This window comes from Pseudomonas sp. PA-1-6B, assembly GCF_021609545.1.
GTDB classification, from domain to species: Bacteria; Pseudomonadota; Gammaproteobacteria; order Pseudomonadales; family Pseudomonadaceae; genus Aquipseudomonas; species Aquipseudomonas fluorescens_BV.
In genome coordinates, this window is sequence record NZ_WJZM01000029.1 from 19,234 (window position 1) to 44,425 (window position 25,192).

Here is a 25,192-nt window from a genome sequence, read left to right on the forward strand (position 1 = left end):
ACTTCCTCTATTCTTGAACCAAAATTAACGAAGGCGCAGCATGCGCTCGACTTTTGCCACGTCAGACGGATGCAGCAAGCTGCTACCGCGCAGTTGACGCTTACGCTTGGTCGACATTTTGGTCAGGATGTGGCTCTTGAAAGCGTGCTTGTGCTTGATGCCGTTAGCAGTTTTCAGAAACCGCTTAGCAGCACCACTTTTAGTTTTCATCTTTGGCATGTTCGGTACTCCGCATTCAGTTGATAAACATAATCAGAAGGCCTGCCGTGCCCTGTTGATTACTTCTTCTTTTTCGGGGCGATGACCATAATAAGCTGGCGTCCTTCCATCTTAGGATGCTGTTCGACCGAACCGTACTCCAGCAGGTCAGCTTCAACCCGCTTGAGGAGTTCCATCCCCAGCTCCTGGTGGGCCATCTCACGGCCGCGGAATCGCAAGGATACCTTGGCCCTGTCCCCATCACTCAGGAAACGTACCAGGTTGCGCAGTTTTACCTGGTAATCCCCTTCCTCCGTCCCTGGACGAAACTTGATTTCTTTTACTTGAATCTGCTTCTGGTTCTTCTTCGCTGCGGCAACCTGCTTCTTCTTTTCGAAGATCGATTTGCCGTAGTCCATCACCCGACAAACAGGTGGGATTGCATCGGCGGAGATTTCCACCAGGTCCAGCTTGGACTCTTCTGCAATACGAAGCGCTTCATCAATCGAGACGATGCCAATCTGCTCGCCATCAGCGCCAATTAACCGAACCTCGCGTGCCGAGATATTCTCGTTGATCGGGGCTTTCGGTGCAGCTCGTTTATCTTGTCTCATTTCACGCTTAATAATAATTACTCCGAATCTGGGCGACCACGCCGGGAAACCGCTTGCGCGAGGAACTCAGCGAACTGGGCGACGGGCATCGAGCCCAGGTCAGCACCTTCACGAGTACGCACAGCGACAGTCTGCATCTCGACTTCCCGATCTCCGATAACCAAAAGATAGGGAACCTTGAGCAAAGTATGCTCGCGGATTTTAAAGCCGATCTTTTCATTTCTCAAGTCGGACTTGGCACGAAATCCGCTTTCGTTGAGAGTTTTTTCAACTTCAGCGGCAAAATCTGCCTGTTTATCAGTGATATTCATGATCACTGCCTGGGTCGGAGCCAGCCACGCTGGGAACGCGCCCTCGTAGTGCTCGATCAGGATACCGACGAACCGTTCGAACGAACCGAGGATCGCCCGGTGCAGCATAACCGGGTGTTTACGGCTGTTGTCTTCGGAGACGTATTCGGCTCCCAGACGGATCGGCAGGTTAAAATCGAGCTGCAGGGTACCACACTGCCAGACACGGCCAAGGCAATCTTTGAGCGAGAACTCGATCTTCGGACCGTAGAACGCGCCCTCACCCGGCTGCAGATCGTACGCAAGGCCCGCACTGTCAAGCGCAGCGGCCAATGCCGCTTCGGCGCGATCCCATAGTTCGTCGGAACCGACGCGTTTTTCCGGACGAGTGGACAGCTTCATCTCGACTTCGGTAAAGCCGAAATCGCGATAAACGTCCATGGTCAGCTTGATGAACGCTGCGGACTCGGCCTGCATCTGCTCTTCGGTGCAGAAGATGTGGGCGTCGTCCTGGGTGAAGCCACGCACCCGCATGATGCCGTGCAGCGCACCCGATGGTTCGTTACGGTGGCAGGCACCGAACTCGGCCAGGCGCATCGGCAACTCGCGGTAGCTCTTCAGGCCCTGATTGAATACCTGCACGTGGCATGGGCAGTTCATCGGCTTGATGGCGTAGTCGCGGTTTTCCGACTGGGTGGTGAACATGTTGTCGGCGTAGTTGGCCCAGTGCCCGGATTTCTCCCACAGGCTGCGATCAACCACCTGGGGAGTCTTGATCTCCAGGTAACCGTTTTCGCGCTGCACCTTGCGCATGTACTGCTCAAGCACCTGGTACAGGGTCCAGCCATTCGGGTGCCAGAACACCATGCCCGGCGCTTCTTCCTGAAGGTGGAACAGGTTGAGGCGCTTGCCGATCTTGCGGTGATCGCGTTTTTCAGCTTCTTCGATGCGCTGGATATAGGCGGCCAGTTGCTTCTTGTCAGCCCAGGCCGTGCCGTAGATCCGTTGCAGCTGTTCGTTCTTGGCGTCACCGCGCCAGTAGGCACCGGAGAGCTTGGTCAGCTTGAACGATTTGAGAAAGCGCGTGTTCGGCACGTGCGGGCCACGGCACATATCCACATATTCTTCGTGGTAGTACAGCCCCATGGCCTGCTCGTCCGGCATGTCTTCTACCAGACGCAGCTTGTAGTCCTCGCCACGTGCAGTAAACACGTCGATCACTTCGGCACGCGGGGTGACTTTCTTGATGACGTCATAATCTTTTTCGATCAGCGCGTGCATGCGCTGCTCGATGGCCGCCAGGTCGTCCGGAGTAAAAGGACGCTCATAGGCGATGTCGTAATAGAAGCCTTCTTCAATGACCGGGCCGATCACCATCTTGGCGGTTGGATACAGTTGCTTGACCGCATGGCCAATCAAGTGCGCGCAAGAGTGGCGAATGATCTCCAGCCCCTCTTGATCCTTGGGCGTGATGATTTGCAGGCTGGCGTCGCTGGTGATCAGGTCGCTGGCGTCAACCAGCTTGCCGTCGACCTTGCCGGCCACGGTGGCCTTGGCCAGGCCAGCACCAATGGATGCGGCGACCTCGGCTACGGAAACCGGATGATCGAATGAACGCTGACTGCCGTCGGGAAGAGTAATAGTTGGCATGGCGCCTCCTCTCCTAGTGGTGACCCCTACCAAAGGTCACGTGGGTTGGGATGAGCCAGTACAAGATCCAACACCAGGCCGCTCAATAATGAACGCCTGCCTTACAGCGGCAGGAGCCTTTCGGCCAACCGATAATCGAACCAGAGTGACTGGAGTGAACAAAAAGAACCTGGCAAGGCGGCAAATGGCGCGCCCGGAAATAGCCAGGCAAGGATGCTAGCACAGATGAACGGTCATCGCGTCGGCCAAGCGCTGGGTAAATAGCAATTCATGGCTTTATAGCTGCAAAAGTGAACTTGAGCTGTACGCAGGGCCTCAAAGCCACTGAGAATCGCCGTTCGTCCTCGACCCAAAGGAGCATCCCATGATGCGTTTTACCTCTACCCTCGCTGTCGCCGCTACCCTGAGCCTCCTTTCCCTCGGCGCGCAGGCTGCAGCCCCTTCCAACTGGCCAGTTGGCGCCCGTGACGCCTTCGTCAGCGACTGCAGTGCCGCCGCCAGCCGGAACGTGGACGTCAAAACTGCCAAAGCCCACTGTGAATGTGGCGCTGACAAGATCAATGCCGAATTGAGCACTGCCGAGATCAAGGAATTGATGACCAACCAGAACGCCAGCCCGGAGCTTAGAAACAAAGCAGTCGCGGCTATTTCGTCCTGCAAAGTGATGAAGAAAAAGTAGGATTGGCTGATGATTCGACGGTCATTTCGCTGAAAAAACGGCCTGAAAACTGCCATTTCACACAAATTATGCAGGTTTTACGGCTTTTTTTAACAGCTGATATTTCGTCGCAAAGCCCCGTAAATCGGGGCTTTCAGCCCAAAAACGGGTCAAACGCAAAGCGATTGATTAGCAAACAGTGCCTTGGGGGGGCTCCCAAGCCGAACATTTCGACTATGATAGCCCTGTGTGCCCAGTTGGCCTGAGCAGCACAGCACTACTGAAAATATATGTTTCTTGGAGATACACCATGTCTAATCGCCAAACCGGCACCGTTAAATGGTTCAACGATGAAAAAGGCTTCGGCTTCATCACTCCTCAAGGTGGCGGTGACGACCTGTTCGTACACTTCAAAGCTATCGAAAGCGACGGTTTCAAAAGCCTGAAAGAAGGCCAAACCGTTTCCTTCGTGGCTGAGAAAGGCCAAAAGGGTATGCAAGCTGCACAGGTTCGCGGCGAGTAATTCTCCGCTGAGCTAAAAAAACCCCGTCCATGTGACGGGGTTTTTTATGGGCGATGCAAAAGCCGTATCAGCCGCAGTTAACCCGGTTGATCACCAGATTGTCGTCGGTGTTCAGGTTCAGGCGGTCAGAGCGATACTCCAGCGTGACCATGTCATTGGGCTTGAGGATGCGTGCATTCTGCGCGCCAGCACGCGTGCGTGCTTGCTCCAGCAACTGGGGCGAGGCTTTCTGGCCGATGGCGAACTCTGCGGCCTTCGACTCACAGCGGCTATGACCGGCATCGGTCACAGTGGCAGCTTTGCCTGGCTCAGAGGCACCCGGGGTACTGCAACCCGCCAACGCAAGCGCAGCCAACAAAGTACCGAATGATGCGAGCTTCCAAGGCATGAAGCCTCCTATGATAAAAAGTGGACAGAGATCGTGCGACAGCATTCAAAGCGATTGGTTTCAAGACGTTAACCGCCTGCGGGCAAGTCTGCCTGAGTCACGGCCTGCAATCGCTTGGTGAATCGTGACTAGATATGAACGTATTCAGTAGATATCGATGTAGTCCGACGAAGGAGTAGGCCAATTCTGCTTCAGCGCGTTGAAAACCTGCATGACCCAGACTTCATCGCTGGCCGCCACGTTGCCGACATAGCCGGAACCTTTGGCCCAGGTCTCCAGGCGAAACACCAGGCCAGCGATATCAGCCCCCCCGACTACGCCGGAAGAAATGTAGGCGATGCCTTCTTTGGTCACCCGCAACTGGGTATGTTCGTCATCACTGGCGCTGCCAATCAATTGGCGCACGGCGTCCAGCGTCAGGTTGTCGGGCTTGCTCAAATCGATTTGCACGCGGTGTTTCCCGGCCATTTAAAAGGCCAACAGTGTCGCACAGCCGCTGCTTCATGCCTAAGTAGCAGTGCCAAATGCCGTACAAAATGCTTAACTGCGCCCCTCTGGAACGGCGTTCCAGTGCATTGCCCCCGCATTTTTCAGCCCGTGAGATTTCCATGACCACCGTAACGCTTCAAGCCGACATCAAAGCCAAGTGGCCCCAAGGGCAAAGTTCCTACAGCCCCGGAAGCCCGGAAGAACTGGCGATTATTGGTATCGACCTGTTGGTCAAGGAGCTGGGCACCCAGGCGGCACAAGCGTTCATCGGCCAGATATTCGAGAAATACCCGGCCGACTACATGGGCGCCCAAGAGCGCGAATAGAACCGGGCGACGAGCGCCGCCCCGCTAACTTACTTCAGACGCGCCAGGCGCTCGGTCAGCAGATCGAAGAAGCCCTGGGCGTCGCCATTCTCAACCCAGAACACATTCTTCGGCTGCTTGAGGCCGTCGTACCAATCGACGATGGTCTGGCCGAAGGTCGGGCCTTCGCGGCTGTCGACCACCATATTGGCCTCACGACCGCTGAACAGCGAAGGCTTGAGCAGGTACGCCACCACGGTAGCGTCATGGACCGGGCCACCCGGAATGCCGTAGTGCTCCATATCGCCTTTGACGTACTCATTCAGAATACTGCTGACGACCTTGCTCGCGTTGTTGTTCAGGTCCGCAATCTTCTTCAGGCGGGCGTCGCTGGTGAGGACTTTATGAGTCACGTCCAACGGCAGGTAGGTCAACTTCACACCGCTTTTGAGCACGATCTCCGCCGCCACCGGATCGGCGAACAGGTTGAACTCGGCCACTGGGGTGATATTGCCGCCGTTGAAGTGGGCCCCGCCCATCACGACCACTTCTTTGATGCCCTGGGTGATTTCGGGCGCTTGAGTCAGTGCCAGTGCCAGGTTGGTCTGCGGGCCGAGCATGGCGATGGTGATGCTGTGCGGCTTAGCGCTGCTCAGGGTCTTGATCAGGTAGTCGACGGCATTGCCTTCGGCCAGGCCTTTTTTCGGTTCATGCACCGTGACGCCCGAGATGCCTTCCTTGCCATGGATATTCTCGGCGTAGATCGGTTTGCGCAACAACGGCGCTGGCGCACCTGCGTACACCGGGATGTCCTCGCGACCTGCCCACTCGCGCGCCAGGCGCGCGTTGCGGGAGGTCTTGTCCAGGCGCACATTGCCGGCGACGGTGGTCAGCGCACGAATGCTCAACTCCTCCGGCGAGGCCATGGCGAACAGCAAGGCCACCACGTCATCGGCACCCGGGTCGGTATCGATGATCAGGTCGATTTTTTCCGCCGCTTGGGCGCTTGCAGCAGTGAGCGCGGACAAAAGCAGAACACTCCGGAACAGGTTTTTCAGGGTAGGTAGACCACGTTGCATAAAGCACTCCTTGTCATAGGGGGACACTAGAACGTTACGCCGGACACCAGCGCGATATTGCAGTACGGCTGGCACTCGCCAGTGCGCACCACAGCGCGGGCATTGCGGCTCAATTGCTTGAATTGGTCATGGCTGAGCAGGCGTCGCTCGCCCAGTGCAGCCTGCTCTGTGAGCACATCAAGCTCGGTCAGCGCAGGCGGTTGTTTCAGCAGGATCTCTTCTGCCAGAACATGGCTTTCCACCTGCATTTCGCTAAGCACGATGCGCAAGGTGCTGATGAAGTCCGGGATGCCCTGGGTCAGTGCCAGGTCGATCAATTCGACGCCGGGAGGTACCGGCAGGCCGGCATCGCCGATGACCAGAATGTCACCGTGGCCCAGGGACGCGATCACGCGCGACAGGGCGATATTCAGCAAAGGTGTCTTTTTCATGCGGGCACAAAACCTTGTACGTCGTGCAGCGTAGGAATGGAAGGCTGAGCGCCGGCGCGGGTCACTGACAACGCCGCCGCCACCTGGCCAAAACGGATCGCCTCGGCTTCGCTCTGGCCCGCGGCCAGCGCGGCGGCAAAGCCACCGACAAAGGTATCGCCAGCAGCGGTGGTATCCACCGCCTTGACCTTCGGCGCCACCAGGTGCTCAAAGCTCTTGCCGTCGGCAAACAGCGCGCCCTGGGCGCCCAGGGTAATGATGACCTTGCCAGCACCCGCCTGGATCAGCGCGGTCGCGGCGACCTTGGCGCTGTCGAGGGAGTCGACCGCTACGCCGCTGAGAGCACTGGCCTCGCTTTCATTGGGGATCAGATAATCGATCGAGGCATACCAGTCAGCGGGCAATGGTCCGCTTGCCGGGGCCGGGTTGAGGATGACGGTCTTGCCCAGCTCGCGACCCCGCTTGAGCGCATACCCAACGGTCTCCATCGGCACCTCAAGCTGGCAGATGATCACGTCTGCCGCCTGCAGCACAGCGTCGCACGTTCGCAGCGACGCAGGCGTCAGCTCACCGTTGCTGCCGGCCACAATGACAATGGCGTTCTGGCTGCTGTCATCGACCACGATCAACGCCACACCGCTGGAGCCGTCCACCGTGCTGACTGCCTGGCAATCGATCCCTTCCACCAACAGCGCATCGCGCAATTGGCTGCCATAGGCGTCGGTACCGATGCATCCCACCATTGCGACACTCGCCCCCAGGCGTGCCGAGGCGACGGCCTGGTTGGCGCCCTTGCCGCCGGGCACAGTGGAGAACGTCTGGCCGATCAGGGTTTCACCGGCACGCGGCAAGCGACTGGCGCGGGTGACCAGGTCCATGTTCAAGCTGCCTATTACCACTACTTTTGCTGGCATACATCAGTACTCATCAATTCGGTTCAGCGGTATTGGGCGAACACATCAGCCAATGGCGCGGTCGACTCACGCAAAACAATACTGGGCGTCACGATACGTTGATCGATCGGCAGTTGGGGTGTTGCTATTCGTTGCAGTAATAATTCGGCCGCAGTCTCGCCCAACTGCAGGATCGACTGGCCGACCGTCGTCAGCGCCGGATAGACGTAGCGCCCCATCTGGATGTCATCGAAACCGATCACCGACAGCTCGCCCGGCACCCGCACATTGCGCTCGGCGGCGGCGCGCAGCACGCCAAAACCAATCATATCGTTGCTGGCGAAAATCGCGCTGGGCGGGTGTTGCGATAATAACTGTACAGCTGCGGCATACCCGCCCGTGCTGGTGAAATCGCTTTCCAGGGTACGACTGGCCAACACCTCGATGCCCGCCTCGCGCAATGCACGCTGGTAACCCGCCAGGCGCATCTGCGCCACGCGGGTATGCCCAGGGCCGCCGATACAGGCGATGTCCCGGTGCCCCAATTCCAGCAAGTGCCGGGTCGCCAGGTAAGCGCCCTCTTCGTGATCGATGCGCACCAGGTCCACATCAATCCCATCCAGCGCCCGGTCGACAATCACCATGGGCGTGCGCACTGCACTCAAGCCTGCGGCAAGGCCACTGTCATCACCGCCCACGGATGTGACGATCAAGCCGTCGACGCGCTTTTCCAGCAACACGCGCAAATAACTGCGCTGTTTCTCTGCGTCGTCATCCGAGTTGCAGAGGATCACGCAATAGCCATTACGCTCGCAGTAATCCTCGATACCCCGAGCCAGCTCGGCAAAATACGGGTTGAGGCTGTTGGGCACCAGCAGCCCGATGGTGGCCGTGGTCTTGGCCTTGAGCGAGCGTGCGACGGCACTGGGCACGTAGTCCAACTGCTTGATCGCCGCCTCGACCTTGATGCGTACCGGCTCGCTGACTGGGCGCGTCTTGTTCACCACATGGGACACGGTGGTGTAGGAAATACCTGCAAGCGCTGCCACATCCTTGATCGTTGCCATGGTTCAGCCCCGCCGACTGGCGCGCTGGCTGCGATAAGTATCAAGGACCACGGCGATCACGATCACGGCACCGGTAATGATGCGTTTAGTCGGTTCCGTCGCGCCAATCTGCGCCAGCCCGGCGGCCAGGACCGAAATAATCAACACCCCGAAGAACGTACTGATGACCGAGCCACGCCCGCCCATCAGGCTGGTGCCACCAATCACCACGGCGGCGATCACTTGCAGCTCCAGGCCCGAACCGGCATTCGGGTCCGCCGCTTCCAGGCGCGAGATCTGGAACAGCGCCGCCACACCGGCCAACAGGCCCATCAGGCTGAACACCAGGACCTTGTAAGGCTTGGGATTGATACCCGCCAGGCGCACCGCTTCTTCGTTGGTGCCGATGCCGATCAGGTAGCGGCCGAAGACCGTACGGGTCAGAACCAACTGGGCCGCGATGATCACCAGCAAGGCGATGATGAACGACGGGGAAATACCGAAGGCAATCGGGTTGGACAGCCAGGCAAACGAGTCACCGATATAAGCGGTGCGCGAGCCCGTCATCTGGTAGGCCACGCCGCGGGCCATCTCCAGCACGCCGAGGGATACGATAAATGACGGAATGCGCCAGGCCACCGTGATGGACCCGGTGATGGTGCCGGCCAACGCCGCGCAGCCCATGCCCAACAGAGCGGCGGGCAACACGCTCCAGCCCCAGCCCAGGATCGCCACGCTGACTGCCGAGGCCGCCAATGCCAGTACCGATCCCACAGACAGGTCGATGCCGCCAATGATCAGGATGAAGGTCATGCCCACCGCCAGCACCATCAGGTCTGGAATCTGGTTGGCCAGGGTGCTGAAGGTGTCATAGGACAGAAAGTGATCGCTGAGCACCGAGAACAGCGCAATCATCGCCAGCAAGGCACCTGCCAGCCCGAGGTAAGTACCCAGGCCATAGAAGTTGCCGCCAGTTTTACCGGGGGAAATGTTTGTTTTCATGGGGTATTCCTAGGTGCTGCTTCGTTGAGCAGCGCATCACGTTTCTGATAGCCGGCAAAGGCGGCGGCGAGCAATTCGTCCTGGGTCCAGCTGTCACGCTCGAAGGTCTCGATCAGGCGCCCGGCGGACAGCACACCGATGCGGTCACAGATCAGCATCAGCTCACGCAGGTCACTGGACACCACCACCAGCGCTTTGCCTTGGCGGGTCAGTTCACCGAGCAAGGCATAGATATCGAACTTGGCACCGACGTCGATACCGCGGGTAGGCTCATCGAACAGCATTACTGCGCAGTCGCGCTCCAGCCAGCGGCCAATCACCACCTTCTGCTGGTTACCACCCGACAGCTCGGACACCAGTTGCGTCGGGCTGGAACTGCGGATTCGCATGGCGTCGATCTGGCGCTTGGCCAGAGCGGTTTCGTTACGGCTGTTGACGACGCCCCCGCCGGAAATTTCCGGCATGTTGCCCAGGGCGATGTTGGCGCTGATGGACTGGGTCAGCAGCAGGCCCTCGCCCTTGCGGTCTTCGGTGATCAGGGCAATACCATGACCGACCGCGTCCACCGGCGAGCGAATGCTCACCACCTTGGCCGGCGAACCCAAGGCCACGGTGCCGCTGTCGGCCGGGTCGGCGCCGAAAATCAGGCGCAGCAATTCGGTGCGGCCGGCGCCGATCAGGCCGGAAATGCCATAGATTTCACCGGCGCGTACTTCAAAGGACACATCGCGGACCTTGTCCGAACGGGTCAGGCCCGTCACGGTCAAGGCCGGGCCTCCGATGGTGCGCGGGCCCAAATCGATGTGTTCACCCAGTTCGCGACCGACCATCAAGGTCACCAACTGCTCACTGTTGTAATTGGCCATCGGCTCGACGCAGACCAGCTTGCCGTCGCGCAATACCGCAATACGCTGGGCGACACGGGCCAACTCTTCGAGCCGGTGCGAAATATAAATGATCGCCACGCCTCGAGCCTGCAGGCGCGTGATTTGTTCAAACAGCATCTCGACTTCACGAGCAGTAAGCATCGCCGTGGGCTCGTCGAGGATCAATACATGGCAGTCGCCGATCAGGTTACGAGCGATCTCGACCATTTGCTGATGACCAATGCCCAGGCTGCCTACCAGTGTGTCCGGGTCGATCGCGTCCAGGCCGACTTGGGCCATGGCTTCGATCGCGGCTTTGCGCAGTTGTTTGCGGCTGATCCAGCCACAGCGGCTCGGCAGGTTATCCAGGAACAGGTTTTCAGCCACGGTCAGCGTCGGCAGCAGGTTGAGTTCCTGCATGACCATGCGCACGCCCAAGGCTTCGGCCTGGGTGCGGCTGGCGGGACGATAATCCTGACCGTTGAATTGCATGTGCCCGGTGGTGGGCGTGACCAGGCCGCCGATGATCTTCGACAAGGTACTTTTGCCTGCGCCGTTCTCACCGGTCAGAGCCAACACTTCCCCGCGATTGAGCGTCAGGGTGATGTCGGACAGAACCGGTTGGGCATAGGTCTTACCGATACCGCTGACCGAGAGGACAGCGTTCGGGGCGGAAGATGACATAGGAAAATCTCCAGGCGCCCGCTCAGGACGAGCGGGCGCTGTTGGGTACTGCCAGGATTACTGCTTGATGACGAGTTCGACCGGGGTTTCGATCACGCCATCTTTGGCATCGACTTTCTCACCCTTGACCAGCTTCAGCGCGTTCTGGATACCGAACACGGCTTGCTGGGCGGCGGCCTGGTCAGCGGTGGCCAACACGCGGCCGTCCTTGAGCATTGGCTTGATCGCGTCAATGTTGTCGTAACCTACCACCAACACCTTGCCGGCCTTGCCTGCCGCACGCACGGCGGAAACAGCGCCCAGGGCCATGTTGTCGTTACCGGCCAACAGCGCCTTGATATCCGGCGTTTCGCTCAGCATCGCTGCCGCGATCTTGTTGCCTTGGTCGATTTCCCAGTTACCGGATTGGGTGGAAACAATCTTCATGCCTGCCGCGTCCATCGCATCCTTGAAGCCTGCGGTGCGCTGCTGGGCATTGGTGGTAGTGGGTACGCCCTCGATGATGCCGACCTTGTCACCGGCGGCCAGTTGCTTGGCCAGGTAGTCGCCCACCAGCTTGGAGCCTTTGCGGTTATCCGGGCCTACAAAAGGAATATCGAGGTTTTTGCTTTTGAGTACTTCCGGGTCCAGGCGGTTGTCGATGTTGACCACCTTGATACCGGCATCAGAAGCCTTTTTCAGCACACTGGCGAGTGCCTTGGAGTCGGCGGGAGCAATGACAAGCGCATCAACCTTGGCGTTGATCATTTCGTTGACAATGGCGATCTGCGCGCTGGTATCGGTTTCGTTCTTGATGCCGTTGGAGATCAACTTGAATTCTGTTGGGTGCGCTTTCTGGTAATCCTTCGCACCGTCGGTCATGGTGACGAAAAACTCATTGGCAAGGGACTTCATGACCAAACCCACGGTAGGCGTTTTGGCAGCGTCATCGGCAAATGCAGAAGAGAGAGGCAAAGCGGCGGATGCGGCAGCAAGCACAGCAACAGCAAGAAGACGTCCAGCAAATGGCAGCTTCATGGGTTCACTCCGATCTTATGATTATTGTGAGCAACGCTTGCACCGAAGAGCCCTTCGGCAGCCCTCCCACTTGGGCGGCTGATACGAGCTGTCACGATGCGCCAAGGGCGCAGTGAAACATCTCGCAAACGTTTGCGTTGAGCAAACTATGAGAACCTTGTCGAGATTTGTCAACGGTAGCAGCAAGCCTTTCATTGGCGGCCTCCAAACTCTCCCTTGAGCTACCGACGGCTGATACGTTTAAGCAAATTCGCCCTCTCTGACGTTCGCTGAAAACGACAGGCTGCACTGCGAATGATCAACCACAGCGCTCGGACAAATCGTGTTCGCTTTCGGACAACCGAACACCACAACCCTTCGCGTTCGGAAAGCCGGACAGCGCCAAGCCCCATGAAACTAAAATATTAGCTTAAGTTGTTTTAAATCAATAAGTTAATTTATAAAAACCAACATGCTCAGTCTGGTACAAATCCTGCTCTTTCTCAGCACCTCGCGGCGTTCAGAACCGCCCGGGTGTTCTAGATGAACCTGCTACAGCACTCATCAAAAACCAGAGAGAAAAATAATGAAATCTGCATTGAAGAACGTCATTCCGGGTGCCCTGGCCCTTCTGCTGCTGTTCCCCGTTGCCGCCCAGGCAAAGGAAGTCGAAAGCAAGACCAAACTATCCAACGTAGTCATCCTCGCCACCGGCGGTACCATCGCTGGCGCCGGCGCCAGTGCGGCCAACAGTGCCACCTACCAGGCGGCCAAAGTCGGCATCGAACAACTGATCGCCGGCGTTCCTGAGCTTAGTCAGATCGCCAATGTTCGCGGCGAACAAGTGATGCAAATTGCGTCGGAAAGCATCAATAACGAAAACCTTCTGCAACTGGGTCGCCGTGTCGCCGAATTGGCCGACAGCAAGGACGTGGACGGCATCGTGATCACCCACGGCACCGACACCCTTGAAGAAACCGCCTACTTCCTGAACCTGGTGGAAAAAACCGACAAGCCTATCGTGGTGGTCGGTTCCATGCGCCCAGGCACCGCCATGTCGGCAGACGGCATGCTCAACCTGTACAACGCCGTTGCGGTCGCGGGTAGCAAGGATGCACGGGGCAAAGGCGTGCTGGTGACCATGAACGACGAGATCCAATCTGGCCGCGACGTCAGCAAGATGATCAACATCAAGACCGAAGCGTTCAAGAGCCCATGGGGCCCGCTGGGCATGGTCGTCGAGGGTAAATCCTACTGGTTCCGCCTGCCGGCCAAGCGTCACACCATGGATTCTGAGTTCGACATCAAGACCATCAAAAGCCTGCCTGACGTTGAAATTGCCTACGGCTATGGCAACGTGAGCGACACCGCCTACAAGGCATTGGCCCAAGCGGGCGCCAAAGCAATCATTCACGCCGGTACCGGCAATGGATCAGTATCGTCCAAGGTCGTTCCAGCGCTGGTGGAATTGCGTAAACAAGGCGTGCAGATCATTCGCTCTTCCCACGTCAACGCCGGTGGCATGGTTCTGCGTAACGCCGAACAGCCAGACGACAAATACGACTGGGTCGCCGCCCTTGACCTGAACCCGCAGAAAGCCCGCATCCTGGCGATGGTCGCCCTGACCAAGACCCAGGACAGCAAGGAACTGCAACGGATCTTCTGGGAATACTGATCCCTGCTGATTCATCTGTAGAAAGATGCTTTTGTGGCGAGGGAGCTTGCTCCCGCTGGGCTGCGAAGCGGCCCAAAATACTTGCGGGCGCTACGCACCCGAGCGGGAGCAAGCTCCCTCGCCACATTCAGCCCCTCTCCCCCCCGAACCTCAACAAACTCCCTGATTCGCTGTCAGACGAACTTCTTGAAATTTAAGCAGTTGCGAAATTGCCTACAGTTAAATACTGTATGTGCGTACAGCCCATTAAGGAATGCTCTGTGGCAAAGCCCTCTTCCGCAGCACCTGCAGCGCCTGACGCCTATCAGCGCCTGGCTATCCGCGTGCAAAAAATCATCAACTCGACCAACGCGCAGAAAGCCAAGGCGGCGTTGATCTTCCGTTTACCCGAGGAACCGGAGAACGATTGGCAACGTTTACTGGAAGAGATTGCAGAAAATGACAACGTCACCCTCGCCTATCGGGACGACGGTGGCGTGCAGATTTTTTGGGTTGTGCCGAAGGAAGATTGATTGTGAGTGCCCGTTTTATTGCTGTGTGCTGTCTGTTTTTAACCTTCACTGCCAACGCCCAAGCCCCTCGCACCTTCAGCGAAGCCAAGAAGATCGCCTGGAAGCTCTACGCGCCGCAATCCACCGAATTTTATTGCGGCTGCAAATACACCGGTAACCGGGTGAACCTGAAAGCCTGCGGTTACATCCCCCGCAAAAACGCCAACCGCGCTGCACGCATTGAGTGGGAACACATCGTGCCGGCTTGGCAAATCGGACATCAGCGCCAATGCTGGCAAAATGGCGGGCGAAAAAACTGCACGCGCCATGATGAGGTGTTCAAGCGCGCCGAGGCAGACCTGCACAACCTGGTGCCGAGCATCGGTGAAGTGAATGGCGACCGTAACAACTTCAGTTTTGGCTGGCTGCCGGTGCAAAGCGGGCAGTACGGCTCATGCCTGACCCAGGTGGACTTCAAGGCGAAGAAAGTCATGCCGCGCCCGTCCATTCGCGGGATGATCGCACGCACGTATTTTTATATGAGCAAGCAGTATGGCCTGCGCCTGTCGAAGCAGGACCGGCAATTGTATGAAGCCTGGAACAAGACCTATCCGGTGCAAACCTGGGAGCGCCAGCGCAACCAGACAGTGGCGTGCGTGATGGGACGTGGTAATGAATTCGTCGGCCCGGTCAACCTGAAGGCCTGCGGCTGACTGTGGGCGGGGGGGCCGCCCACTTCGCCCGCTACTGCGCAGCCTTGTGTTCGATAATCTCCGACACGGTGTCGTTTTTCTTGGCCCGCGCCATTTTTTCGTTTAGCAGCGCCTGCTTGGCTTCGGCCTCGGCTTTGGTCGCGAACGGCCCCAATAGCACCTCATCCTTGCCGTCGACTTTCACGATGTAGAAATTGAACCCGTGCTCCAGCAACCAGGCGGTCAGGTCGGTGATCGCCTGCAGCTTATGGTCCGGCGGGCCGACCCGTATATCCCATTCCTGAGCGGCAATCGCACCGGTTTGCGGCAGGCTTTCGGTCACGGCAGGCTTGGCCTTGGGGGCGTCGACCGACTTACCTTCACCGCATCCGGCCAACGCCAACACCACAATTGCCATCGCTACTTTACGCACTGCCCTGCTCCTTTGAGGATCAAAGAGGCAACTTTACCATTCACTGTCTATTCTGGCCGTCATAAACGTTGGCTTAAACAATGCGAATCATGTATCGCGACCTGTATGATACCGCCATGGGAATTAATGTCGCCTCTATGCGTCCTAGAAAGAGGCAGTCACAGGGAAGCGCTTCGCAGTAAGCTACACACATCCGACACCTACCCTGTCTGAAACATGTGTCCTTAAAAGTAATTCAAGGAGAAGTCCATGCTTATACTCACCCGCAAAGTCGGTGAAAGCATAAACATCGGTGATGACATTACGATCACCATCCTGGGCGTTAGCGGCCAGCAAGTACGAATCGGCATCAACGCACCTAAGGATGTTGCCGTGCATCGCGAGGAGATTTACCAGCGTATCCAGGCCGGCCTGACTGCACCCGACAAAAACCAGACGCCTTGAAACGCCTCCAGTAGCCAGCCTTTTCGTTCACTGTAACGGCTGGCGAAAACCCAATTGGCCTGTTCGCGCTTCCGCGCGTGACCAGCGCACCTTGAGCCCTCCCTTCGCTGCAAGATGAAACTGTCAGGGTATCCGGAACTTGTCGCGCTATTGGCAGCCCAACTTCTGACACTTTATCCTGCCGTCCGAGTGCATTTCGGGAACACGTCGATGAGGCCAGCCGCGTCGCAACCGCTTGTTTCAAAATCCTGGATGATCGCCCTGCTGATAGGGCTGGTCTTCGTGGCACTCGGGTGCTGCTTGAGAATGGAAGTGGAAGGGGCTGATCCCGACACCCATTCCTCGTTGGATCTTGCGCTTCTGCTCTGCGGCTACCTGCTTGCGTTCTGCCTCAAGCCCATTCAGAAGGTGATCTTGCGCAAGCTGCGCCAGCGTGCCGCTCATCGCCCCCATGAAAAAACCGCACGCTGAGGGCGTTTACCTGTTATCGGATCGCCGGTATTTACAGCACCGCCGCACCACCTATCATTGGGCTTGCGCAGTCAGCCAAAGGGGCAGATACAGATGGATACCCTCAGCAAAGCCCAGATCGAGTCAGCACTGGCAGCGCGCCTGCCCAGCTATACCGTTGAGTGCACGCTGCATGCCGACGGTACTCTCTCAGCCGTTCTCAGCGGCCCGGGAACCGATCACTTCGCCATTACCGGCATCGTGCGCGCGCATTATCACGGTACAGAAGCCATCAACCGGCTCGCCACCGAGATACTCAGGGAAATGGTGGTGTCGCGCCAGGGGATGAAAAACAGCCGGCTGCAGGCACTGTCCGATCCCATCGACTGCATGGAAGGCCGAGACCGGTAACGGGCTCGGCCTTCCACGTATCATGGCGCCAACGAACTTAAGGACAGCAAGCCATCAGCCCCACGCTCGGCGTTCAACGCACCGTATTGCTCGATGCAAGCATGGGCGGTCACCATCGGCGTCAAGTGTGTCGAGGTCACCACCATGATATCCGCCCCCGCCGCTTCCCCAGCCTGAATACCCACTGTGGCGTCCTCGAACACCAGGCAGTCTTGAACCGGCACTCCCAGGCGCCGAGCACCCAGCACATAACAGGCCGGATCGGGCTTGCCCGTCGTCACATCTTCGGCTGTCACCAGTACCGCCGGCACGGGGATGCCCGCTGCTTGCAGCCGGCGCACGGCCAATGCCTTTGGCGCTGAGGTGACCAACGCCCATTGATCGACGGGCAGGCTCGCCAAAAACGCCACCGCGCCGGGAATCGCCACGATGCCTTCGACATCGTCCAGCTCAGCCTCGGTGATCCATTGGGCTTCTACCTGTGGATCGACGCCCGGCAATGCCTGGCGGGTGATCGTATCAATCGCGCGGGCGCCATGAATGGTGTGCAGAAACGCTTCCACATCCAAGCCATGCCGTGCAGCCCAGATGCCCCAGACGCGCTCCGCAGCGGCAATGGAGTTGAGCAGGGTCCCGTCCATATCGAACAGAAAGGCGCGGTAACGCCGGGTAAATACATTTGGAGTTGGGCTGGACACTGCGCGGCTTCCTCATGGGCTGGGCCCTGCAATCTACGGATCACCTCGACGCTTGTAAACGCCGAGTCCTGGCCCGTCACCTCCAAGTAAAAAATGACGAACTTGTCATGATCCTGTTGGTTGGCTGTTGGGGTCGCCTGGTTACCGTGAGCTCACTACCCACCCGGAACGTGAGACACCACCATGAAACTCTTCGCCTTAGGCTTCGCCGCTTTGCTTGCCACTGGCTCGGTATTCGCTGCCGACACCGCCCCCGCCACCCACGTGATCCACGATAAAACCGGCTTCTTCGTGCACCTGGATGTCGCCAAGGTGCTGTCGAGCACCGACACCTACGGCCAATGCGGGGTTGTGCCGGCGCAACTGCGCTACCTGGACCACCAAGACCGCGAACATGTGCTGGATTACCAAGTCCAGGGCACCGGTTGCGCCAATGACAATTGATCGGGCTACACTGGCGCAACTTATTGAAGCAGAGCACCTTCCATGAACATCCTCGTAGTCGAAGACGAACCCAAGGCCGGTAATTATCTGCTCAATGGCCTGCAGGAGCTGGGGCATTGCGTAAGCCTGGCCCGCGATGGCGTGGACGGCTTGCACCAGGCCCTTGAAACGCCGTTCGACGTGATCGTACTGGACGTGATGATGCCGAAAATGGATGGCTGGGAAGTGCTGCGCCGCCTGCGCAAAGAAGCCGATACGCCGGTGCTGTTCCTCACCGCCCGCGATGACATCGCCGACCGCATCAAAGGCCTTGAGCTGGGTGCCGATGACTACCTGATCAAGCCCTTTTCGTTCGCCGAACTGGTGGCGCGCCTGCGTACCCTCAACCGTCGTGGCCCGAGCCGGGATGAAGAACAACTGCAAATCGCCGACCTGCACATTGACGTACTCAAACGTCGGGTCACCCGCGCCGGCACGCGCATTACCCTGACCAACAAAGAGTTCGCCCTGCTGCATCTGTTCGCGACGCACCAGGACCAGGTGCTGTCCCGCTCGCTGATTGCTTCGCGGGTATGGGACATGAACTTCGACAGCGACACCAATGTGGTGGATGTCGCCGTGCGCCGCCTGCGCCTGAAAATCGACGACCCGTTCCAGCTCAAGCTGATCCACAGCGTGCGGGGCATTGGCTACCGCTTCGATACCCAGCCATGAACCGCCAACACCCTTACTCCCTGACCCTGCGCCTTGCACTGATCTTCGCCCTGCTCGCCTTTGCCCTGCTGGCCACCCTGGGCGTGGCGCTGTACCGGGAACTGGAGCGCGAACTGATCCGCCGCGACGACGCCGCGCTGATATCCCGGGTGGATCAGCTGCGCAACCTGCTCAACGACAGCAATACCCTGGACCTGATCAAGACCAAGCCAGAGCTGTTCCAGAACATGTTGGGCAATCGCGAATCCGTGCTGAGCATTGCCGCCCCCGGCAAACAGCCACTGCTGCTGGTAAACCCGGGGAATATTGAGTTGCCGTCGATCCAGCCGCTCCCCAAGGATCACAAACTCATGTTGAGCGACGTGCAACATTTGCCAGGCCTGAACGGTATTCCCTTCTCGCTGGTGGCCGTGGCTATCGACTCCGGCGACCTGGGCAGCCTGCAAATCACCAGCGGCCGCCTGATGACAGAGCGCACCGCGGTGCTCGCCAGTTATCGACTCAGCGTATACATCCTGGCGAGTATCGCCGCGATCATCCTGGCGCTGGTGGGTTACCTACTGGTTCATCGCGGCTTGCTGCCATTGCGCCGCCTGGCCCGGCATGCCCAAGGGATCGGCGTCAGCAACCTGGCCGAACGGCTCGACAGCCACGGCGCACCGAAAGAGTTGCTGCCCATGATCGACTCGTTCAACACCATGCTTGAACGCCTGGCCAAAGGCTTTGTACAACTGGGCCAAGTGTCCACCGACATGGCCCATGAACTGCGCACCCCGATCAACAACCTGCTCGGCGAAACCCAGGTTGCCCTGCAGCAGCAGCGCAGCATCGAGAGCTACCAGCAACTGCTGGCCTCCAATGTCGAAGAGCTGGAACGCCTGGCGCGAATGCTCGACAACATGCTGTTCCTGGCCCGCACCGACCCCGCCAGCGCACTGCGCCAGCGCCAGGCGCTGGACGCGGCGGATGAAGTGGAACGCATCGCGGATTACTTCGAGGGGTTGGCCGGTGATGTGGACATGCACATCACCGCCTTGGGCGAAGGGGTGATTTGGGCTGAACCGATGTTGCTGCGCCGTGCCCTGGCCAACCTGTGCGCCAACGCCATCAAATATGGCGCGCCGGGCTCGGAACTGAGTATCCAGGCAGTGCCGGATGGTGCGGGCATCAACCTGAGGGTCAGTAACCACGGCCAGACGATCCCGGCCGAGCACCTGCCGCGGCTGTTCGAACGGTTCTACCGGGTGGATGAATCCCGCGAGCGGTCATCCCAGTCCAACGGACTGGGACTCTCGATCGTAGCGACCATCATGCAACTGCATAACGGGCGGTACCGCGTAAGCAGTGAAGATGGCGTGACCTGTTTTGAGTTGTTTTTCCCCGGCCGTGAAGCCTGAGGGCGCTGCGACTCAATCAAACGCACCGTTCAGAACTTCGTAGATGATACCGGTCGCAATGGCCACCAATATCAAGTCGGTTCCCGCTTGCTGCCACTCGTAACCGTCGTAGCGAGGCAATTGCCCCAGCAAGCGGCCGTCCAGCTTCTTGGCAATACCGGGCGGCAGGGGCTTGCCGCGTGCCAGGTTTTTCTGAATGCCAGGCGGTAAGGCTGGCCCTGGGCTCCAATAATCGCGGTGACCGCCCAGCACGTTCAGTACGAGACCGCGATCAACGCTGAAGTCATTCCTGGAGGGCCCGCCATTGTCCTTGCCCTTACCTTGCCCACCCTGGGCATTACCTTTGTTATTACCCTGGCCTTTACCCTTGTCCTGCCCACCATAGGCATCACCCTTGCTATTGCCTTGGCCTTTGCCCTGCCCACCGTAGACATCACCTTTATTGTTACCCTGGCCTTTGCCATTGCCTGGATCTGCAAGGGCAAGGCCACTGGTCACGGACAGTGCAAGGGACAACGCAACCGACACGAACTTCGTACGCTTTAACATGGCGACTTCCCAACGCAAATATGTGCTTGAACTGTAGTTGAAATCGCAACACAGCGTACACAAACAACAGCGCCTGCCGTCAGCTCACCTGACCACCACTCAAGGCGATATCTACTTGGGTTTGCCAGGCTGCCAACGCCGCCACCCTCAAACCCTCGACTATTGTCGATAGCGCCATCGAAGGCTCGCCCGCGTCAGGCAAACCAGGTACGTGAATAAACCCACTGCGCACCCCAGTCCCCACCAAGGCGTGCTGCAAGCGATAAAACACCTGGTTGCACACAAACGTCCCCGCCGTCTGCGATACCGAGGCCGCAATACCCGCCTCACGCACCGCCTTGACCATGCCCTTGATCGGCAACGTCGAGAAGTACGCCGCCGGGCCGCCATCCACGACCGCAATATCAATCGGCTGCGCCCCCAGATTGTCGGGAATACGCGCATCGTTTACGTTGATCGCAACGCGCTCGATGGAAATATCACTGCGCCCAGGCCCCAGGCCCGTGGCGATGACCATTGCCGGCCGCAGTTCATTGATCAACTGCAGCAAGGTTTCGGCAGCGGTGGCAAATGCGCAGGGCAAGCAACGCGCAACCATCTGCACGCCGTCGCACAAAAGCACACCGTCCAACTGGCGCACGGCCTCCCAAGAGGGGTTTACCGCCGCCTTATCAAAGGGCTCGAAGCCCGTCAGCAATACGTTTTGCACAGTGGCCTCACATCAACAGATAGAGCAGCACGATATTGACCACCAGCATCATCAGCGCCGTGGGTATTTGGGCTTTGATCACCGCATTTTTATCCGGCAGCTCCAGTAGCGCCGCCGGTACGATATTGAAGTTGGCCGCCATCGGCGTCATCAACGTACCGCAATAGCCAGAGAACATACCAATCGCCGCCATCACTGCAGGGTTGCCGCCGTAAATCCCCACCAGCACCGGCACGCCGACGCCACCGGTCATCACCGGAAAGGCCGCAAAACCATTGCCCATGATTACGGTAAACAAGGCCATGCCCAACACATAGACCATCACCGCCACCAACTTGTAGTCCAGGTTGATGTAAGTGGTGGTGACATGAGCGACCGCCGTGCCCACCCCGGCCTCATTGAACAACAGCCCGAGCATCGCCAGCATTTGCGGAAGCACCATGGCCCAGCCCAGGGCTTCGGTCAGGCGACGGGATTCGCGTAACGCTTGTACCGGCGTATCCCGGGTCAGCCAGCAGGCCAGGCCAAGGGCGATCAGGCAACCGATGCCGAGGGAGACAAAGGTGGTGTTCTTCGGGTCCAGCAGCGGTACACCGCCGATTTCGGTGTGTTTTAGCAACACTGAACCAATCACCGTGGTCAGCGGAATCGCCAACGCCGGGATGAACAGTTTGTGGCCCAGGCGCCCGGCACTGGCGCGGGACGCCTTGTCGTGCAATTCGGCATGGCGGCCACGACCAACGCCGCCCAAGCCCGCAATCAATGCCATCACCACCACACCCACTCCGATGACCACCGAAGGCAGGCGCTCGCCTATAAGGAACGGTACGGCGAACAACAACCAGAACAGCGCACTGGACCAGCGCTTGGGGTGGGAACGGTCGAGCAGGATCATGCCGGCGGTGATCAGCAACAGCACGCCCGCCAGCCAGTACAGGTATTGAATGGAAATAATCATTGAGCAGCCTCCACCGGAGCGGTGGCCGAGCTCATTTCGCGGGTCAAGCGCCGGTCGAAACGATGCAACCGGATAGCGTGAATGATGAAGGCGCAGATCGCCGTCGGGATGCCCCACACCGCAATGTGCAGCGGCTCCACATCAATCCCCGAGCCAAGCAGGAAGGTGTGCATCAACGCAATCGCACCAAAGGCCACGAAGATGTCCTCACCAAAGAACAACCCGACGTTGTCGGTGGCAGCGCACATGGCCAGTACCTTGTGGCGCAGCTTGTCAGGCAGCTTGCCATAACGTTTTTCTGCGGCGCCCTCGGCCATCGGCGCCAGCAGCGGCCGCACCATCTGCGGATGCCCACCCAGGCTGGTCAACCCCATGGCCGCCGTGGACTCACGCACAAACAGATAAATGATCAGCAAGCGCCCGACCGTGGCGCGTTCGAAGCGTGCGATCCAGTTCTGCGCATGCAGGCGCAGGCCATGGCGCTCCAGCAGGCCAATCACCGCCAGCGGCAATAACAGAATCAGTTGCAGCGCACGGGTCTGAAGGAAGCCATCGCCCATGGTGGCGAGAATTTTTTCCAGAGGGAACTGGGCGGCAAGCCCGGTGGCGATGGCGGCTGCGGTGACCACCAACAGCGGATTGAAGCGCAATACAAAGCCGACCACGATGACAAGTACGCCGATCAACGGCCATAAGTTCACAACAGTTTGCATGGCGGGGAGGTCCTTTAGTGCGCGCTGCGGCGCCATTACAGCAGGATGTGGGCAAAGGGCTCACAGCGTGAAAGTGGCGTGCAGTCGGCTCGGTTTTTTATTGTTGACCTGGAAGGTCGAGCGTCAGTGGCGCAACTTTGCTGCCTGGGGCCGGGGGTGTCCAACAAGAAAAATTGTTGCTGCAAACCAATAATTTTTGTGGGGGGATGGCTTCGGGCGGTACGGTGCCATGCAGAGATTCAGCGCAGTTTTTTTGGAAAAGTCGTGAAGATGAACTCGCTAGGGCGTCGGCAGGGAAAATTCCTGATCAGCGCCTATACTCCACGATGCAGCTGTGTGTACTTGGAGTTCATTCACGGCGTCATGCCGACAATGAGGGTTCCCGCTATGTATGCCGGACAAATGAGTAGTATGGCGACCACGCTTGGCGAAATACGCTGCCAGCTGTTCGCCCAGGTAATTTGCCTGCTGGCGGTGGCGACGCTTTTCGCCTGATTGGACATACAAGCCCTGAAAGACGCCGCCAGGCGTCTTGACTTTCCTTTGCCCAAATTCCAGGCAACAAAAAAGGGCCCACCTTTCGGTGAGCCCTTCTAGACCGCCCAGCAGAGCGGATTTTGTTTGGTAGGCGCGATTGGACTCGAACCAACGACCCCCACCATGTCAAGGTGGTGCTCTAACCAACTGAGCTACGTGCCTGCTGTGAGGCGGCATTCTACGGAATTCCGAAGGGGTGTCAACATCTTTTTTGCAGCTAACCCTATGAATATGCGAATTTTTTATTTGCGCCGGGTACACCCGTGATTTTCGGGTGGCTGGCAGGCAATTTTCAACTCAGGTAGGATCGGCGCACTCGTAAAAAATATAAAACAGAGGTTCCAGGATGGCGAACACCCCCTACCCCCAGTCGTATTACGCCGCTTCCGCGAATGCAGTTCCGCCCCGTCCTGTGTTGCAAGGTGAAGTCGAGACCGATGTGTGCGTGATCGGGGCCGGCTATACCGGGCTTTCCAGTGCGCTGTTTTTGCTGGAGAACGGCTTTCGCGTCACGGTGCTGGAAGCCGCCAAGGTGGGTTTTGGTGCTTCGGGTCGCAACGGTGGGCAGATCGTCAACAGCTACAGCCGCGATATCGACGTGATCGAGCGCAGCGTCGGGCCCCAGCAGGCGCAGTTGTTGGGGCAGATGGCGTTTGAAGGTGGCAGGATCATCCGTGAGCGCGTGGCCAAGTACCAGATCCAGTGCGACTTGAAGGACGGTGGCGTGTTCGCCGCCCTCAACAGCAAGCACATGGGCCACCTGGAGTCGCAAAAGCGCCTGTGGGAGCGCTACGGCCATACGCAACTGGAGTTGCTGGACGAGCGCCGCATCCGCGAGGTGGTGGCCTGTGACAACTATGTGGGGGGTTTGCTGGACATGAGCGGTGGCCATATCCACCCGCTCAACCTGGCGCTCGGTGAAGCCGCGGCTGTGGAATCCCTGGGCGGCACGATCTATGAGCAATCGGCAGCGGTGCGCATTGAGCGCGGTGCCAATCCGGTGGTACACACCGCCGAAGGCAGGGTCAGGGCCAAATTCATTATCGTCGCGGGGAACGCTTACCTGGGCAACCTGGTGCCGGAGCTGGCGGCCAAGTCGATGCCGTGTGGCACCCAAGTGATCACCACGGCGCCACTGGGCGATGAAGTAGCCAAGACTTTATTGCCACAGGATTACTGTGTCGAGGACTGCAACTACCTGCTCGACTACTACCGCCTCACCAGCGACAAGCGCCTGATCTTCGGCGGCGGCGTGGTGTATGGCGCGCGGGACCCGGCGAATATCGAAGCGATCATCCGACCGAAAATGCTCAAGGCCTTTCCGCAACTGAAGAACGTGAAGATCGACTACGCCTGGACCGGCAATTTCCTGCTCACCCTGTCGCGCTTGCCGCAGGTCGGCCGCCTGGGTGACAACATCTATTACTCCCAGGGCTGTAGCGGCCATGGCGTGACGTACACGCACCTGGCAGGCAAAGTACTGGCGGAGGCCTTGCGAGGTCAGGCTGAGCGTTTTGATGCGTTTGCGGGCTTGCCGCATTACCCGTTCCCGGGTGGGCAAATGTTGCGCACGCCGTTTGCGGCGCTGGGGGCTTGGTACTACGGGTTGCGAGATAAATTCGGGATGTAAACACAGGCAACCTGTGGCGAGGGAGCTTGCTCCCGCTGGGCTGCGAAGCGGCCCCAAAAGCCTGGGAGCGCTACGCACTCCAGCGGGAGCAAGCTCCCTCGCCACATTACGACGCGCCTTTAAGCAGGGCTGCGC

The 25,192-nt window shown here is 58.6% G+C and carries 31 protein-coding genes and 1 tRNA gene; 13 read left to right on the top strand and 19 right to left on the bottom strand.

Annotated features, from left to right (window positions below):
• Nucleotides 1–24: 24 nt before the first annotated feature.
• From rpmI to thrS, 3 genes are read right to left on the bottom strand one after another with little or no spacing between them, the layout of a single operon-like run.
• On the bottom strand, nucleotides 25–219 hold the full coding sequence (gene rpmI / locus GIV35_RS15265; RefSeq protein WP_002553160.1) for a 50S ribosomal protein L35: 195 nt from the start codon (nucleotides 217–219) through the stop codon (nucleotides 25–27).
• Between the two features lie 59 nt (nucleotides 220–278).
• Nucleotides 279–830, bottom strand: a complete 552-nt coding sequence (gene infC, locus GIV35_RS15270; RefSeq protein ID WP_015884933.1) for a translation initiation factor IF-3 — start codon at nucleotides 828–830, stop codon at nucleotides 279–281.
• Complete coding sequence (gene thrS / locus GIV35_RS15275; protein ID WP_003192490.1) at nucleotides 830–2,752, bottom strand: threonine--tRNA ligase; 1,923 nt, start codon at nucleotides 2,750–2,752, stop codon at nucleotides 830–832. The genes infC and thrS overlap by 1 nt, the downstream gene beginning before the upstream one ends.
• 364 nt (nucleotides 2,753–3,116) lie before the next feature.
• Between thrS and GIV35_RS15280 the strand changes: the two genes are divergently transcribed.
• Together GIV35_RS15280 and GIV35_RS15285 are read left to right on the top strand one after the other, a co-directional pair.
• Nucleotides 3,117–3,431 (top strand): hypothetical protein, encoded by a 315-nt coding sequence (locus GIV35_RS15280; protein WP_236264813.1) that lies wholly within the window; start codon nucleotides 3,117–3,119, stop codon nucleotides 3,429–3,431.
• 289 nt (nucleotides 3,432–3,720) lie between these two features.
• Nucleotides 3,721–3,933, top strand: coding sequence for a cold-shock protein (locus tag GIV35_RS15285; protein WP_003234260.1), 213 nt, complete (start codon nucleotides 3,721–3,723; stop codon nucleotides 3,931–3,933).
• Nucleotides 3,934–4,000: 67 nt separating this feature from the next.
• Here the strand turns inward: GIV35_RS15285 and GIV35_RS15290 are convergent, their stop codons facing one another.
• Nucleotides 4,001–4,321 carry an I78 family peptidase inhibitor gene (locus GIV35_RS15290; protein ID WP_054898318.1) on the bottom strand — a complete coding sequence of 107 codons (321 nt, stop codon included), beginning with the start codon at nucleotides 4,319–4,321 and terminating at the stop codon, nucleotides 4,001–4,003.
• A 144-nt stretch (nucleotides 4,322–4,465) separates the two neighbouring features.
• Nucleotides 4,466–4,771: a hypothetical protein gene (locus tag GIV35_RS15295; protein WP_236264814.1), complete on the bottom strand. Its 306-nt coding sequence runs from the start codon at nucleotides 4,769–4,771 to the stop codon at nucleotides 4,466–4,468.
• Nucleotides 4,772–4,929: 158 nt separating this feature from the next.
• Between GIV35_RS15295 and GIV35_RS15300 the strand changes: the two genes are divergently transcribed.
• The gene (locus GIV35_RS15300) at nucleotides 4,930–5,136 is read left to right on the top strand and encodes a hypothetical protein (RefSeq protein WP_003192496.1); all 207 of its coding nucleotides are present in this window, start codon (nucleotides 4,930–4,932) and stop codon (nucleotides 5,134–5,136) included.
• A 29-nt stretch (nucleotides 5,137–5,165) separates the two neighbouring features.
• Here the strand turns inward: GIV35_RS15300 and GIV35_RS15305 are convergent, their stop codons facing one another.
• Genes GIV35_RS15305 through GIV35_RS15335 form a run of 7 tightly spaced genes read right to left on the bottom strand, consistent with a single transcriptional unit; the run spans nucleotide 5,166 to nucleotide 12,133 of the window.
• Nucleotides 5,166–6,194 (bottom strand): nucleoside hydrolase, encoded by a 1,029-nt coding sequence (locus GIV35_RS15305; protein WP_034128235.1) that lies wholly within the window; start codon nucleotides 6,192–6,194, stop codon nucleotides 5,166–5,168.
• 26 nt (nucleotides 6,195–6,220) lie between these two features.
• Complete coding sequence (rbsD, locus tag GIV35_RS15310; RefSeq protein ID WP_202692100.1) at nucleotides 6,221–6,625, bottom strand: D-ribose pyranase; 405 nt, start codon at nucleotides 6,623–6,625, stop codon at nucleotides 6,221–6,223.
• Nucleotides 6,622–7,539: a ribokinase gene (rbsK, locus tag GIV35_RS15315; protein ID WP_054922656.1), complete on the bottom strand. Its 918-nt coding sequence runs from the start codon at nucleotides 7,537–7,539 to the stop codon at nucleotides 6,622–6,624. The genes rbsD and rbsK overlap by 4 nt, the downstream gene beginning before the upstream one ends.
• 23 nt (nucleotides 7,540–7,562) lie before the next feature.
• A complete protein-coding gene (locus GIV35_RS15320; RefSeq protein ID WP_003192500.1) occupies nucleotides 7,563–8,585 on the bottom strand; it encodes a LacI family DNA-binding transcriptional regulator in 1,023 nt (340 codons plus the stop codon).
• Between the two features lie 3 nt (nucleotides 8,586–8,588).
• On the bottom strand, nucleotides 8,589–9,566 hold the full coding sequence (locus GIV35_RS15325; RefSeq protein ID WP_105227347.1) for an ABC transporter permease: 978 nt from the start codon (nucleotides 9,564–9,566) through the stop codon (nucleotides 8,589–8,591).
• Nucleotides 9,563–11,116 carry a sugar ABC transporter ATP-binding protein gene (locus tag GIV35_RS15330; protein WP_106118487.1) on the bottom strand — a complete coding sequence of 518 codons (1,554 nt, stop codon included), beginning with the start codon at nucleotides 11,114–11,116 and terminating at the stop codon, nucleotides 9,563–9,565. Before GIV35_RS15330 ends, GIV35_RS15325 begins: the two co-directional genes overlap by 4 nt.
• A gap of 57 nt (nucleotides 11,117–11,173) precedes the next feature.
• Nucleotides 11,174–12,133, bottom strand: a complete 960-nt coding sequence (locus GIV35_RS15335; RefSeq protein ID WP_003192504.1) for a sugar ABC transporter substrate-binding protein — start codon at nucleotides 12,131–12,133, stop codon at nucleotides 11,174–11,176.
• A 565-nt stretch (nucleotides 12,134–12,698) separates the two neighbouring features.
• On the opposite strand from GIV35_RS15335, the gene GIV35_RS15340 reads away from it, so the two are divergent.
• From GIV35_RS15340 to GIV35_RS15350, 3 genes are all read left to right on the top strand, one after another.
• A complete protein-coding gene (locus GIV35_RS15340) occupies nucleotides 12,699–13,787 on the top strand; it encodes an asparaginase (RefSeq protein WP_034128241.1) in 1,089 nt (362 codons plus the stop codon).
• A 260-nt stretch (nucleotides 13,788–14,047) separates the two neighbouring features.
• Nucleotides 14,048–14,299, top strand: a complete 252-nt coding sequence (locus tag GIV35_RS15345) for a DUF1654 domain-containing protein (RefSeq protein ID WP_034128242.1) — start codon at nucleotides 14,048–14,050, stop codon at nucleotides 14,297–14,299.
• A 2-nt stretch (nucleotides 14,300–14,301) separates the two neighbouring features.
• Nucleotides 14,302–14,991, top strand: coding sequence for an endonuclease (locus tag GIV35_RS15350; protein WP_052199994.1), 690 nt, complete (start codon nucleotides 14,302–14,304; stop codon nucleotides 14,989–14,991).
• Between the two features lie 31 nt (nucleotides 14,992–15,022).
• Here GIV35_RS15350 and GIV35_RS15355 read toward each other — a convergent pair whose 3' ends face one another.
• Nucleotides 15,023–15,388, bottom strand: a complete 366-nt coding sequence (locus tag GIV35_RS15355; protein ID WP_019820896.1) for an SPOR domain-containing protein — start codon at nucleotides 15,386–15,388, stop codon at nucleotides 15,023–15,025.
• Between the two features lie 264 nt (nucleotides 15,389–15,652).
• Here GIV35_RS15355 and csrA point away from each other — a divergent pair, with 264 nt between their 5' ends.
• The 3 genes from csrA (at nucleotide 15,653) to GIV35_RS15370 (ending at nucleotide 16,708) form a co-directional block, all read left to right on the top strand.
• Nucleotides 15,653–15,847, top strand: coding sequence for a carbon storage regulator CsrA (csrA, locus tag GIV35_RS15360; RefSeq protein WP_003192511.1), 195 nt, complete (start codon nucleotides 15,653–15,655; stop codon nucleotides 15,845–15,847).
• A gap of 210 nt (nucleotides 15,848–16,057) precedes the next feature.
• Nucleotides 16,058–16,318, top strand: a complete 261-nt coding sequence (locus GIV35_RS15365; RefSeq protein ID WP_236264815.1) for a hypothetical protein — start codon at nucleotides 16,058–16,060, stop codon at nucleotides 16,316–16,318.
• A gap of 93 nt (nucleotides 16,319–16,411) precedes the next feature.
• Complete coding sequence (locus GIV35_RS15370; protein WP_054898326.1) at nucleotides 16,412–16,708, top strand: hypothetical protein; 297 nt, start codon at nucleotides 16,412–16,414, stop codon at nucleotides 16,706–16,708.
• A 20-nt stretch (nucleotides 16,709–16,728) separates the two neighbouring features.
• Here the strand turns inward: GIV35_RS15370 and GIV35_RS15375 are convergent, their stop codons facing one another.
• A complete protein-coding gene (locus GIV35_RS15375) occupies nucleotides 16,729–17,406 on the bottom strand; it encodes an HAD family hydrolase (RefSeq protein ID WP_236264816.1) in 678 nt (225 codons plus the stop codon).
• A gap of 183 nt (nucleotides 17,407–17,589) precedes the next feature.
• Between GIV35_RS15375 and GIV35_RS15380 the strand changes: the two genes are divergently transcribed.
• Genes GIV35_RS15380 through GIV35_RS15390 form a run of 3 tightly spaced genes read left to right on the top strand, consistent with a single transcriptional unit; the run spans nucleotide 17,590 to nucleotide 19,961 of the window.
• Complete coding sequence (locus tag GIV35_RS15380; protein WP_054922395.1) at nucleotides 17,590–17,850, top strand: DUF2790 domain-containing protein; 261 nt, start codon at nucleotides 17,590–17,592, stop codon at nucleotides 17,848–17,850.
• Between the two features lie 42 nt (nucleotides 17,851–17,892).
• A complete protein-coding gene (locus tag GIV35_RS15385) occupies nucleotides 17,893–18,564 on the top strand; it encodes a heavy metal response regulator transcription factor (protein ID WP_032896183.1) in 672 nt (223 codons plus the stop codon).
• Entirely contained in the window at nucleotides 18,561–19,961 is a 1,401-nt protein-coding gene (locus tag GIV35_RS15390; protein ID WP_105227352.1) for a heavy metal sensor histidine kinase, read from the top strand. The genes GIV35_RS15385 and GIV35_RS15390 overlap by 4 nt, the downstream gene beginning before the upstream one ends.
• A gap of 12 nt (nucleotides 19,962–19,973) precedes the next feature.
• Here the strand turns inward: GIV35_RS15390 and GIV35_RS15395 are convergent, their stop codons facing one another.
• From GIV35_RS15395 to GIV35_RS15415, 5 genes are all read right to left on the bottom strand, one after another.
• On the bottom strand, nucleotides 19,974–20,510 hold the full coding sequence (locus GIV35_RS15395) for an anti-virulence regulator CigR family protein (RefSeq protein WP_202692103.1): 537 nt from the start codon (nucleotides 20,508–20,510) through the stop codon (nucleotides 19,974–19,976).
• Between the two features lie 79 nt (nucleotides 20,511–20,589).
• Nucleotides 20,590–21,219, bottom strand: coding sequence for a pyroglutamyl-peptidase I (gene pcp / locus GIV35_RS15400; protein ID WP_236264817.1), 630 nt, complete (start codon nucleotides 21,217–21,219; stop codon nucleotides 20,590–20,592).
• Nucleotides 21,220–21,226: 7 nt separating this feature from the next.
• Nucleotides 21,227–22,177, bottom strand: a complete 951-nt coding sequence (locus tag GIV35_RS15405) for a DUF979 domain-containing protein (RefSeq protein WP_105227355.1) — start codon at nucleotides 22,175–22,177, stop codon at nucleotides 21,227–21,229.
• The gene (locus tag GIV35_RS15410; RefSeq protein WP_014719143.1) at nucleotides 22,174–22,890 is read right to left on the bottom strand and encodes a DUF969 domain-containing protein; all 717 of its coding nucleotides are present in this window, start codon (nucleotides 22,888–22,890) and stop codon (nucleotides 22,174–22,176) included. Before GIV35_RS15410 ends, GIV35_RS15405 begins: the two co-directional genes overlap by 4 nt.
• 622 nt (nucleotides 22,891–23,512) lie before the next feature.
• A tRNA-Val gene (locus GIV35_RS15415) sits at nucleotides 23,513–23,589 on the bottom strand.
• A 184-nt stretch (nucleotides 23,590–23,773) separates the two neighbouring features.
• Here GIV35_RS15415 and GIV35_RS15420 point away from each other — a divergent pair.
• A complete protein-coding gene (locus GIV35_RS15420; protein WP_116666556.1) occupies nucleotides 23,774–25,057 on the top strand; it encodes an NAD(P)/FAD-dependent oxidoreductase in 1,284 nt (427 codons plus the stop codon).
• Nucleotides 25,058–25,192: the final 135 nt, after the last annotated feature.